Source organism: Aquitalea sp. S1-19, assembly GCF_024343515.1.
The window spans coordinates 1-12,280 of the sequence record NZ_RJTZ01000096.1 but is presented as its reverse complement, the minus strand read 5'-3'; the positions used below and the strand labels follow the sequence as shown (position 1 = coordinate 12,280).

Sequence of the window (12,280 nt, the reverse complement as noted above, 5' to 3'; positions counted from 1 at the left end):
GCCGAACCTCGGCCATCAGATCAGACGCGCTGGGCGTTCCTGCCTTGGCGGAGCTGGTTTTGCCTGCCTTACGCGCTTGCGTTACCCAATACGCCAGCGTGCCCTGATTCATGTTCAGTCGCGCAGCAGCCTCGACCGCCGAGAATCCTTGCTCAAGCACCAGCTTGATCGCTTCCGCCCGGAATTCCGGCGCATAGCTTTGCGTTACTCTCTTGCTCATTTCTCACTCCTGTTCGCTCAAAGTTTACCAAACAGGCGTGTCTACAGAACTCAGGCTACCTCATATCACCCGAGAGTTGGCGAGCGCACTCGAATATACGACCTGCTGACACAACGCCCCTGGGAGTGAGCCTCGGGTGGTGCGGGACAGGTCAGTTCAATAAAAGCTGCCCATAAAAAAGAGGAAGCCTATAGATTCCGGCTTCCTCATTTATGGGTGGAGATGCGACTTGCGCGCCCCCAACATCAACACGAAATCATGATAGTTTCCGTGTTTGCCAACAAAAGCTGTTATGCCTTAGGTGGCGTACCTTCTGCATTCGATACTACAACATCAATCTGGATAAGGGCGTCATGAGACAACATCGACACACCCACCGTCCTGCGTGCAGGCACACCACCAGGGAAGAACGTGGTGTAAACCTCGTCTACAGCCCCCATATCTTCGATGTTTTTCAGGAAGATGTTGACCTTAACCACGTCACCCAGCACATGCCCAATACTCTCGACAATAGCCTTGATGTTTTTCAGGCACTGATCAGCCTGCTCCTTAACACCGCCCGCCACCATTTTGCCCGTCTTAGGATTCAAAGGCAATTGCGCCGAAATATGGTTGTAGTGTGAAAAGGCTACCGTTTGAGTAGACAGTGCATTTTTCGGTGCATTGTCGGTATTGTTAGCCCAGATAATGAGACCATGCCTATCCTCAACCGCTTGCGGAGGTGTGCCATCACCGTGTGATACAACCACTTCGACTTGCACCAAAGCATCCATAGGCAAAGCAGTTGCGGCAATAACAGTACGTGCAGGAACATAGGCTACTGTTCTAGCGATAGCCGAATCAGGGAAGAATGTCGTATAAACTTCGTTTACGGCATCAATATCCGATAAGTTTTTGAGGAATATATTTACCTTAACAATATCGTCAAAAGGTACGTCGATTCCCTCAAGAATCGCCTTCACATTCTTCAGGCACTGACCTGCTTGCTCTTTCACTCCACCCGCCACCAATTTTCCAGTCTTAGCGTCGATAGGCAATTGAGCCGAAATGTTATTGTAGTGAGAGAATGCAACCGTTTGCGTAGACAGTGCGCTAACCGGTGCATTTTCCGTATTCCGGGCAGTCTTAATAAGATCGCCAGCCTGCGGTGCACCAGGAATAGTACCCACACCATTCGAAACAAGTGCTTCAACTTGCACCAGAGCATCCATAGGCAAAGCGGATACTGCAACAGTTGTCAGCGTTGGCATATAGCCAGAGAAGAAAGATGCGTAAACTTCGTTCACGGCATCAAGATCAGAAATGTTCTTTAGGAAGATTGTAATCCTAACAATATCGTCCATGGCGTGGTCGATACTTTCCACAACCGCCTTGATATTAGTGAAGCACTGCCCAGCCTGCTCTTTAACACCACCAGCGACCAATTTACCAGTTTTTGGATCGACCGGTAACTGGGCGGAAAGATTATTATAATGAGAAAAAGCTACAGTCTGCGAATACAGCCCAATAGCTTTAGGTGCATTTTCTGTATTTCTTGCTAATACCGCGTTATAGCCGCTCATAATAGTACCAAACCTTTATGCTGTATTTAAAAGTATGGCGTGGCAGCACATGCTCCACTTCCATATCGGCAGTCGCCACGACCCAATCCGGAATACGAAATTTACTAGTAGCCTACATAAATGCAGACGCGTAAATATCCGGAATATATTTCTTTAAAAATCCAAGCTTTATTCAAACCATTAAGCAAGTGAAATTAAATATAAACCTGAGCAAAGTGCAAGTCAACACTCGGAAGCAGTCGGGAGTTATTTTTCTGGCGGAGTATGACATAAATATAATAACAATATGCAATACATCAATCGATACCGATAATATATTTCCCTCAGCAGAAATAATGAAAATATATACCATATGATTTAAAAATCCTGCTCTATATATTTACTTATCATCACCGCCAATCAAATAACGCCACAATAGATCTAGCCTCTCCCAACTCCAGCGAACTTTAAGATACGAGCCGCCATGAGCGGCATTCACAACCGATTGGATACACTCAAAACAAGCGTTTTTCATCAGGTACAACGCTAGGCAAGGCAGTAGTTACCCTGCTCTGTAGCTTAAAGCGCAGCATGGCCATTTCGATCAAACTGTGTCGATGATCATCATCATGCTTTTCTCATACCACTAACTCAAAATCTTGCACAATCGCAAATGTAGCTTTGTGCACCAACCCATATTCAGCAACGCCTTTTCACTGCGTACTACTCCAAAGCAGCGACCACCACAGCACCACCTTGTGTACGGGTGTACCTATAAACATGGCAACTGCCACATATGCCATATATTTTAAATATTACTTATTGTTAGTCGTGGACTGTTTGCGACTGCAACGCTACTGCCTGCGCGGATCACCTGGCTGGTAACTGTGTATATGCGTTTAGTAAGCACCTGTGCCACACCAGAAAGCTACGCGCCGAATTGCGCCCGCGTTGCTTGCCATATGAAATCAGCACCATGGCATGAACTATGCCGATCCTGGTGTTGACTACTATGAGGAGCGCTACCGCGAACAGGTGCTCAAACGGTTGACCCATCGCACAGCATCACTGGACTATGTGCTACGTAGCCTTACCTGAATCGGAGGGTGTTTTTTAGGAGGCAGTCGCCAGTATGAAGCCGGCAATCTGGCGACGCGACTGGCAACCCACGACGCGCAGCGCCAACAGCACGATGCGTCTATGCAGATTCCCGCGCTCCAGCGCCAGACCGCGGATAAAGCCGCCAAGGAAAAGAAAAATTGTCGGTTTGGCATAAGGTGCCGATCCGGTTTCGATGATGCCCAAGCCTAATAGCGGGATCATCTGAATAGGCAACAAGGCAATCGCCATCAACAGCGCCAGGCCGACACAGCGCCAAGCCCCAATCGGCATGCCGCCCGGTAGAGAAGTAATCAAGATTGCAGCGCGCAGAAACAGGCCCCGCACAAAACCCGCCCATGCGGGCCAGCCCATCTCCTGCGCCAGATGCCAAATATTCGCACCATGAGCCATGACACGGCTAAATTCAAGCCGGTACGGCCGCACCGGCATGCCACTCCATCAGCCATAAAGCGAGCGTTTCCTCCGACATAGGTGGCGAAATCTCGTAGCCCTGCCCCTCTTCACAACCCAGTTCAAGCAGGCGCTGCCAGATGGGCTGACTCTCGATACCCTCGGCTACCAGACGGCGTCCGCTATGACTGGCATAAGAAACCATGCTGCGGATAATAGCCTCGTTATCGGGAAACTCTATCATCTGGCGTACGAAACGCTGGTCAATCTTGATAGTGTCAAACGGCAACTGCTGCAGATGAACCAGCGATGATGCGCCGGTACCAAAGTCGTCCAGCGCGATACGAATACCCAAAGCACGGCAATGCTCAAGCTTGTGTGCGATTTGCAAGGCTTCCTGCTGCGAAAGGGTTTCCAGCACCTCGATCTCAAGCAGGCAGGCGACTTGCGGATACTGTGCCAGCAGGCGCTCAACCATGGGCAGAAAATCATCATGCTTGAGGCTCATGGCCGAGAGATTGACGCTGACAGGTAACGCCCGAAACTGACGCTGCCAGCTCGCGAGATGGCGCAGGGTCTCTCTTAATACCCAGCTATCGAGCTGGCGCATCAGGTCTGTCGCTTCAATTGCAGGGAAAAACTGGCCCGGCGCAATATAGCGTCCGTCTTTGCGCCAGCGCACCAGAACCTCAACACCAATTACGGCATGTGTATGCAAATTAATCTTGGGCTGGAAAAATAATACCAGTTCGTCCCGTGCCAGCGCTTGGGAGAACTCGGTACGCAGACAGTGTAACTGACGGATTTCCTCGTCCATCGCAGCATCGTAATAATGCCAGTGGCTATTGCCCTTATGTCGGGCGCGGATCAGCGCCAGATCGGCACGGCGCAGCAAGGTTGCCCCCTGACAGCACCCGCTTTTATCCATCACCACCCCGCCGCTGAGCTTGATCTGGACATGCTCGCTACCCAGATCAATAGGCTGCTCAAGCACATGCACAATGGACGCGATCAGACTGTCCAGCTGTGCCTCGGCACCATGGCCATACAACAAAAAGCGCGCCGCACCTACCCGTCCCACACCGCTCCCGGGAGGCAGCATTGGCGTGATCCGGCTGGCGCAGCTGAGCAATACCCGGTCGCCGAAATCATGCCCAAGCCGGGCATTGATTTCGTGAAAACCATCAATTGCCAGTACTGCTACCCAGCGCTCGCCAGAGGGCATGCCATCCAGCAGTGCCAGCAAGTGGGTGCGATTGGATAAACCGGTCAGGCTATCGTAATGGGATAAATAGGCCAGCTCCTGCTCCGCAGGCGTCAGCGTTGCTTGTCCGACTGCAGCAAGCAGCAAGCGTGCGGCCTCGCGTCCTATCGCAGCGAGTATGCCGTTTACCGACGGCTGCAGACTGCCCGCTTCTTCCGTAGCCAAAACCAGCAAGGCAAGCGGCTTGCCGGAGCCAATGAGCGGCACTGTGATCAGTGTCGGATAGCAGGTGCTACAGGCACAGGGCTGATAACTGCCAGCCAGTGTCTCCAGAATGATATGTGACAACGCCGCATCGACTGGCGCACTGCGCTTACCCGCCAGCAACTGCCCGTTGGGCAAGCCATACAGGCTGGCGGCAGGAAAACCATGCTGCCCACAAAGCTCGATCAGATATTGCGGCAAGCTGCTCGCCGCCAATGAAGAGGCTTCCCGATTACTTAGCGCGGAGAGCAGGCGAGAAAATTGCTCGACCTGAAACAAATCCGCTGACTGAACACGCAAAGGCGACGGCAGCTCCAGCGCACCAGACAATTGCAACACCATGTCGGCGCCCACCCGTTTGCGCACGCACTGCAGCAGCAGCGTCTGCTGTTCAGCATCCAGCGACAGGCAAGCGATGGCAGCAGAAAAAGCCTGGATATGCAGCTCCCCCAGCCCCGCCAGATAAGACGGATCCAGGCCGATACGGGCATGCATCTCTCCTAGCTGCCGTGCACGCAGGGCTTGAGCCTCATCCAGCGGCAAACACAAAAGATCATGGTGATGTTTTTGCTGCTGATCGGTCAGCAGGCACAAACGGGATCCCAGATGCGGCAGCAATGCCTGAGCGGCCTGATGGGATTCAAGCAAGTGCCCGAAATAGCGCTGACCAAAACCCTGGATCATCCTTGTCAAGGCACCCGCATACTTTGCCAGTAACGCTTGTTGCACATGATCATAGCCGACCAGCCGGCATACTTCCTCTAGCCCTTCGACCTGCCCGAAACGGGCAGGCAAAACAGCCTCGCGAATCATTCGGTCCAATTGTCATGCCCCCGGCAATAACCGCCACATGCGGCCCTACGCTAGCCCGCGACAATACATGGTTGCAGCGGATAATAGATAACATGTTATGTGTTTACACTGTTTACTGTAAAGATGCTTAATGCAATTTTGATAAAATAGCGACAGGCACAAAAAAACGGGTGCCACAGGGCACCCGTTTCAACTTATTACCACACGCTGCGCTTGCTTTATGCCACCCAGCGCCGTGCCGAAGCAAACATGCGGAACCAGCCGCCATTCTCGCCCCAGGACTCCGGATGCCAGCTGTTCTGCACGGTGCGGAATACGCGCTCAGGGTGCGGCATCATGATGGTGAAGCGGCCATCGGCTGTCGTCACACCGGTGATGCCGCCTGGCGAGCCGTTCGGGTTCATCGGATAGGTCTCGGTCGGACGCCCGGCGAAGTCGATGTAGCGCAAGGCAATCGCTGCATCATTTTCCTTACCGGGCGCAAATACCGCACGGCCTTCGCCGTGGCTGACCACGACCGGCAACTGGCTGCCCACCATATCGCCCAAGAAAATGGACGGCGAAGCCGGTACTTCCACCATGGCAAAGCGCGCCTCAAACTGCTCGGACGCATTACGCTGGAACTTGGGCCAGGCTTCAGCCCCCGGAATGATGGCCGACAAATTGGACATCATCTGGCAACCGTTGCACACGCCCAGTGCAAAGCTGTCCTGGCGCGCAAAGAAAGCACTGAACTCGTCACGCGCCCGCGCGTTGAAGAGGATGCTCTTGGCCCAGCCTTCCCCTGCACCCAGCACATCGCCATAACTGAAACCACCACAAGCGGCCAGGCCCTTGAAGTCGGCCAGCGAGACACGTCCGGCAATAATGTCGCTCATATGCACGTCGACCGCTTCAAAGCCAGCACGGTCAAACGCCGCCGCCATCTCGATCTGGCCATTGACACCCTGCTCGCGCAATACCGCCATGCGCGGACGTTTGCCGGTGGCAATAAATGGCGCTGCCGGATTGTCGTGCGGATTGAACGATAGCTCGGCAAACAGGCCACGCGCCTTGTTATCGGACAAAAGCAGATGTTCGCTGTCGGCGCAGGCTGGGTTGTCGCGCAGGCGCTGCATGCGGTAACTGGTCTCGCTCCAGGCACGCTGCAAATCGGTGCGGCTTTCGTTCAGCAGCTCTTCGCCACGATGCTTGATGATCAGGCGATCCTTGCTGTTGATCTTGCCCAGCACGAACAGCTCGCGCCCGATACCCGCCTTCATAAAGCGCGAGATCACTTCGGAGGTGTGACCCTTCTTGACCTGCAGCACCGCACCCAGTTCTTCATTGAACAGGACACGCATAATGCGGCCATGGGTTGCGGCTTCCGGTGTCGGCTGTACGAAATCGGCAATATAGCGCTGGGTATTGCGCCGCTCGATTACCAGTTCCTGCAAATCGATGGACAAACCGGTACGACTGGCAAACATCATTTCGGACAAGGTGGCAAACAGACCGCCGTCGGAGCGGTCATGATAGGCCAACAGCATGTCGTCGCGCAGCAGCGACTGGATAGTATTGAAGAAGCTGGCCAGCTGCATCGGACTTTCCACGTCCGGTGCCCGCCCTTCCATCGCCTTCCATACCTGAGCATAAGCCGAACCGCCCAGACGGCAGCGACCATAGCCCAGATCGATCAGGATGATGTCGGTATCCTTGTCGGCCTTGATCTCCGGCGTCACCGTCTTTCTAACATCTTCGACCGGCGAGAAGGCAGAGACCACCAGTGACAGCGGCGCCGTCACCGATTTTTTGCCCTCTGCATCCGACCATACCGTCTTCATCGACAGCGAATCCTTGCCCACCGGAATGCTGATGCCTACTTGCTGGCACATATTGGAAACTGCTTCGACCGTGCGGTACAGCTTGGCGTCTTCTCCCGGATGGCCGGCAGCGGCCATCCAGTTGGCCGACAGTTTGACGTTGCCAATATTGCCGACAAAGCTGGCGGCAATATTAGTCAGCGCTTCGCCGACTGCCAAGCGCCCGGAAGCTGGCGCACTAAAGAGTGCAGTCGGCGTACGCTCGCCCATGGCCATAGCTTCACCACGGATACTATTGAAACCCATGGTCGTGACAGCCACGTCGGCTACCGGCACCTGCCAGCGGCCCACCATCTGGTCACGCGCCGTCATGCCGCCCACTGTGCGGTCACCAATCGTGATCAAAAAGCTCTTGTCGGCCACACTTGGCAGACGCAAGACGCGATAGGCGGTTTCCTTAAGCGGGAAACGCGAAGCATCAAACACCTGCTCCGGCTGCACGACGCTGGACACATCGCGCGTCATGCGCGGCGGCTTGCCCAAGAGCACATTAAGCGGCATATCGACCGGCTTATTGCCGAACACATCATCGCGCACCTGCAGGTGTCCGTCGTCCGTTGCCACACCCAGCACGGCAAACGGGCAACGCTCGCGCTCGCAAATAGCGGTAAATACATCCAGCGCGTCCGGCATGATGGCCAGCACATAGCGCTCTTGCGATTCGTTCGACCAGATCTGCATCGGGCTCATACCCGACTCTTCCAGATGCACTTTGCGCAGCTCGAAAATCGCACCGCGACCGGCATCATTCACCAGTTCGGGGAAGGCATTGGACAAGCCGCCCGCACCAACATCGTGTATCGACTCGATAGGGTTAGCCGTACCGCGCTGCCAGCAGCGATCAATCACTTCCTGGCAACGGCGCTCGATTTCTGGGTTGCCGCGCTGTACCGAATCGAAATCCAGGTTTTCGCTGTTGGCACCGGTATCCATGGACGAAGCAGCACCACCACCCAGGCCGATCAACAGGCTAGGACCACCCAACTGGATCAGCAAGGCACCTTCCGGAATGATGTTTTTATGGATCTGCTGGTTCTGGATATTGCCGGCGCCACCGGCGATCATGATCGGCTTGTGGTAGCCGCGCATCTCGCCTTGTACTTCTTCTTCAAAAGTACGGAAGTAGCCGGCCAGATTCGGGCGGCCGAATTCGTTATTAAAGGCAGCACCGCCAATAGGCCCTTCCAGCATGATGTCCAGCGCGGACGCGATACGCCCGGGCTTGCCATATTCGGCCTGCGTTTCGCTGTACGCTTCCCACGGCTGCTTGAAGCCGGGAATATTCAGGTTGGACACGGAGAAACCGGTCAGACCGGCTTTCGGGCGCGAGCCGCGACCGGTTGCACCTTCGTCGCGAATTTCGCCACCGTTACCGGTTGCAGCACCGGCAAATGGCGAAATGGCCGTCGGGTGGTTATGCGTTTCCACCTTCATCAGAATGGCGGTCGGCTCTTGGGTAAAGCCGTATTGATGCGAATCGGGCGCAGGATAGAAGCGCTCGATAAAGCCGCCTTCGATCACCGAGGAGTTATCGCTATAGGCAACCAGCGTGCCCTCAGGATGCGCATCATGCGTGTCGCGTATCATGCGGAACAGCGATTTGGCCTTTTGCTCGCCATCGACGATAAAGTCGGCATTGAAGATCTTGTGGCGGCAATGTTCGGAGTTGGCCTGCGCGAACATCATCAGTTCGACGTCGCTAGGATTGCGCCCCATGCGCGTGAAGTTTTCGACCAGATAGTTGACTTCATCATCTGACAAGGCCAGACCCAGTTCGCCATTGGCCAGCAGCAAGGCATCACGCCCGCCTGCCAGGATATCGACCGAGCTCATCGGCTGCGGATCGAAATGGGTAAACAGGCGCTCAGCCTCATCCAGACTAAAGAGCACCGTTTCCGTCATGCGGTCGTGCAGCAGCGCCAGCAAGGTATGGCGTGCCGCTTCGTCCAGCGCAGCCGCGCCATCAATATAAAAAGCAACGCCACGCTCGATACGGCGGATTTTTTCAAGCCCGCAATGGCTGGCAATATCGCTAGCCTTGGACGCCCATGGCGACAGCGTTCCCAGACGCGGCGTCACCAGAAACAGTTCACCAGAGGCTGGCGCGGAAAGCAGCGGCGCACCATAGGTCAGCAGCTGTGCCAGCACAGCCTGCTCTTGATCAGTTAGCGCTTCGCTGCTGTCAGCAAAGTGCCAGAATTCGGCGGATATCGCCAACTTGGGCAAACCGGCATCTAGGGCTGCATCAAGTAGTTTTTCCAGACGGAAAGAAGACAGGGCAGCACCACCCCGCAGCTTGAGAATATAGGACATTCGACACCCGCAACAAATACCAGGGAAGCGGTGAATAATACAGGATAATAGGGTTTTTTATAAGCAATACCGGACAACGATGTAATAATATCGGGGTTGTCACAATGACCATATTTGTCGAACGCATAACCGGCACGGAGATCATATGAAAAAAATCGAAGCCATTATCAAGCCGTTCAAGCTGGATGAAGTACGCGAAGCCTTGTCCGAAATCGGCATCAACGGCCTGACCGTAACCGAGGTCAAAGGCTTCGGCCGGCAAAAAGGCCATACCGAACTGTACCGCGGCGCAGAATATGTGGTCGACTTCCTGCCCAAGGTCAAGATCGAGCTGGTTCTGCCCGATGATCTGGTCGAGCGCGCCATCGAATCTATCGTTGCCGTTGCCCGCACAGGCAAAATCGGCGATGGCAAGATTTTCGTCACAGCCGTCGAACAGGTCGTGCGTATACGCACCGGCGAAACCAATGAAGAAGCCATCTAAACCGGCTTGACCATGAAAAAAGGCGGCCGGGTCTGATTCCGCCGCCTTAATTACCCCTCGTGTGGACTCAGTCCGCCACACGCACCACTACTTTGCCATGCGCACCGCCAGACTCGACCAGTGCATGCGCCGCCCCCACCGCCTGCAAGGTAAACACCCGCGCATCCAAGAGCACGCGCAGCTTGCCGGCTTCAGCCAGCAGCGCCAGCTGACGCAAACGCTGGCCTATGCGTTCGAAACCGCGCCCGTACACCAGGGACGACAGGGAAAACACCACTGACAAGTCCAGTCCCTTGCTGTGCATGGGCGACAAATCATGGGTCGAGCGCGCCGCGATGGCAATAACCTGCCCCCCGACTGCAGCCGCCTGCAAGGATGCATCCAGCGACACGCCGCCGACACTGTCGAATACCACGTCAAAACCACGCCCGCCGGTCAGGCGCGCTACATAATCGGCCACAGCCTCATCACGGTAATACACCACCTCGTCCGCACCCAGCTGCCTGGCAAGCTTGCCCTTATCCTTGCCCGACACGGTTGCCACCACGCGGCAACCCGCCGCACGTGCCAACTGCACAGCAATATGCCCCACCCCGCCAGCCCCGCCCTGTACCAGCACCGATTGCCCTGGCACCAAAGCGGCGCGCTCGATCAAACCTTCCCATGCTGTCATGCCGACAACCGGCAAAGCCGCGGCACTGGCAAAATCCAGCGTCGCTGGCTTATGCGCCAGCAGGCGTACATCAGCCAGCGCAAACTCGGCCAAAGCGCCCGAATGGGTTTTCAGACCGCCGATAAAACCGAACACGGCATCGCCCACAGCAAAATCCGTCACACCGGAACCCAGCGCATCGATCACGCCGGCTACATCTCCTTGCAAGATGGCGGGTAAAGCAGGTGCCAATGGCACTGCACCCGAGCGTATCTTGCAATCAATGGGATTGACCCCAGTAGCCATCACCTTGATGCGCACCTGCCCGGCCTGCGGCTCGGGCAAGGGCAGCTCGGCCAGCTCGAACTCGGAGGGCGCACCGCACTGGCGGATAATCATGGCTTTCATGTATTGACCTTTCCCGGCTAAGACAAGAGCCGCAATGCGGCTCTTGTTTCATGTCTTGATGTCAGCAGTCAGGCAAGCGCAGGCTTACCAGAATTTCCACCACGAGGTTTCCTTGACCTGCCATGGCTTGGCCAGATAGGCGCTTTGCGGATAATTCAGTACCAGCACACGGCGGGCATCATCAGACAACTGCTTCATCTGCAGCTGATCATAAGCCACCACCATGATGGCCAGCGCTTCTTCACGATAAGCTGTGTTACTGTACTCGCGCACCACATCCTGCGCGCGGTTGGCCGCAGCCAGCCAGGCGCCCCGCTTCATATAGTAACGCGCCACATGCATCTGGTGTCCGCCCAGCGCGTCAACCAGGCGCTGCATTTTTTCGGCGGCATCCTTGCTGTACGGGCTATCAGGAAAGCGGGTGGTCAGATCGCGAAAAGCGTTGAAGGCTTCGCTGGCGGCCTTGGGATCGCGCTCGCTCATGTCCTGCCCCGTCCACTTGGCCAGCGACGTGCTATCGTCGTTGTAGTAGACCAGACCCTTGAGGTAGTACATGTAATCGAGGTTGGGATGCGCCGGATACAGACGCACAAAACGGTTGGCAGCAGCAATGGCCAACTCGGGCTCTGCATCCTTGTAATGGGTGTAGGCCTGGTCCATCAGCGCCTGCTGCGCATAACGGCCATAGGGATAACGTGCTTGTAAAGTTTCATAGAGCTTGATCGCGCGCGTATAATTGCCGCTATTAAGCTCGTCTTTCGCCTCGCCATAGATCTTTTCGACCGTCCAGCCACGCGTTTCATCGTTAGGCTCGCTAGTTGAAGCGCAACCGGCGAGGCCCGCAACCACCAACATCGCAGCAAGATATCTTTTCATGACCAATCCTTATTTCGATGCCGACGATTATAACGACATCTCGGAAGAAAACGAGATGTCGGCGCCCCGCATCATGCATATTCCGCTTTCACTGGCAGGCGAAAGGCTGGACAGCGCCATCGCCAAGCTGA

The 12,280-nt window shown here is 55.2% G+C and carries 8 protein-coding genes; 1 reads left to right on the top strand and 7 read right to left on the bottom strand.

The features are described from left to right. The 5 genes from EGI20_RS13595 to purL all read right to left on the bottom strand — a co-directional run. The coding region (locus tag EGI20_RS13595; RefSeq protein WP_498632113.1) for a transposase at positions 1-220 on the bottom strand (220 nt) is incomplete at its 3' end. Positions 221-510: 290 nt separating this feature from the next. After that, the gene (locus tag EGI20_RS13590) at positions 511-1,782 is read right to left on the bottom strand and encodes a Rid family detoxifying hydrolase (protein ID WP_498632111.1); all 1,272 of its coding nucleotides are present in this window, start codon (positions 1,780-1,782) and stop codon (positions 511-513) included. A gap of 1,092 nt (positions 1,783-2,874) precedes the next feature. After that, the gene (locus EGI20_RS13585) at positions 2,875-3,153 is read right to left on the bottom strand and encodes a hypothetical protein (protein WP_498632109.1); all 279 of its coding nucleotides are present in this window, start codon (positions 3,151-3,153) and stop codon (positions 2,875-2,877) included. Between the two features lie 133 nt (positions 3,154-3,286). Further along, positions 3,287-5,554 (bottom strand): EAL domain-containing protein, encoded by a 2,268-nt coding sequence (locus EGI20_RS13580; protein WP_498632114.1) that lies wholly within the window; start codon positions 5,552-5,554, stop codon positions 3,287-3,289. Positions 5,555-5,772: 218 nt separating this feature from the next. Continuing rightward, the gene (purL, locus tag EGI20_RS13575) at positions 5,773-9,729 is read right to left on the bottom strand and encodes a phosphoribosylformylglycinamidine synthase (RefSeq protein ID WP_498632107.1); all 3,957 of its coding nucleotides are present in this window, start codon (positions 9,727-9,729) and stop codon (positions 5,773-5,775) included. A 145-nt stretch (positions 9,730-9,874) separates the two neighbouring features. Between purL and EGI20_RS13570 the strand changes: the two genes are divergently transcribed. Beyond that, complete coding sequence (locus tag EGI20_RS13570; RefSeq protein ID WP_249615029.1) at positions 9,875-10,213, top strand: P-II family nitrogen regulator; 339 nt, start codon at positions 9,875-9,877, stop codon at positions 10,211-10,213. Between the two features lie 67 nt (positions 10,214-10,280). Here the strand turns inward: EGI20_RS13570 and EGI20_RS13565 are convergent, their stop codons facing one another. Together EGI20_RS13565 and EGI20_RS13560 are read right to left on the bottom strand one after the other, a co-directional pair. Further along, positions 10,281-11,273 (bottom strand): zinc-dependent alcohol dehydrogenase family protein, encoded by a 993-nt coding sequence (locus EGI20_RS13565; protein ID WP_498632105.1) that lies wholly within the window; start codon positions 11,271-11,273, stop codon positions 10,281-10,283. Between the two features lie 84 nt (positions 11,274-11,357). Next, the gene (locus EGI20_RS13560) at positions 11,358-12,149 is read right to left on the bottom strand and encodes an outer membrane protein assembly factor BamD (protein ID WP_124735887.1); all 792 of its coding nucleotides are present in this window, start codon (positions 12,147-12,149) and stop codon (positions 11,358-11,360) included. Positions 12,150-12,280 lie beyond the last annotated feature (131 nt).

Coding starts and splice junctions, on each gene's coding strand:
- EGI20_RS13590 (WP_498632111.1), bottom strand. CDS start 1,782: ATGAGCGGCTATAACGCGGTATTAGCAAGAAATACAGAAAATGCACCT.
- EGI20_RS13585 (WP_498632109.1), bottom strand. CDS start 3,153: ATGCCGATTGGGGCTTGGCGCTGTGTCGGCCTGGCGCTGTTGATGGCG.
- EGI20_RS13580 (WP_498632114.1), bottom strand. CDS start 5,554: ATGATTCGCGAGGCTGTTTTGCCTGCCCGTTTCGGGCAGGTCGAAGGG.
- purL (WP_498632107.1), bottom strand. CDS start 9,729: ATGTCCTATATTCTCAAGCTGCGGGGTGGTGCTGCCCTGTCTTCTTTC.
- EGI20_RS13570 (WP_249615029.1), top strand. CDS start 9,875: ATGAAAAAAATCGAAGCCATTATCAAGCCGTTCAAGCTGGATGAAGTA.
- EGI20_RS13565 (WP_498632105.1), bottom strand. CDS start 11,273: ATGAAAGCCATGATTATCCGCCAGTGCGGTGCGCCCTCCGAGTTCGAG.
- EGI20_RS13560 (WP_124735887.1), bottom strand. CDS start 12,149: ATGAAAAGATATCTTGCTGCGATGTTGGTGGTTGCGGGCCTCGCCGGT.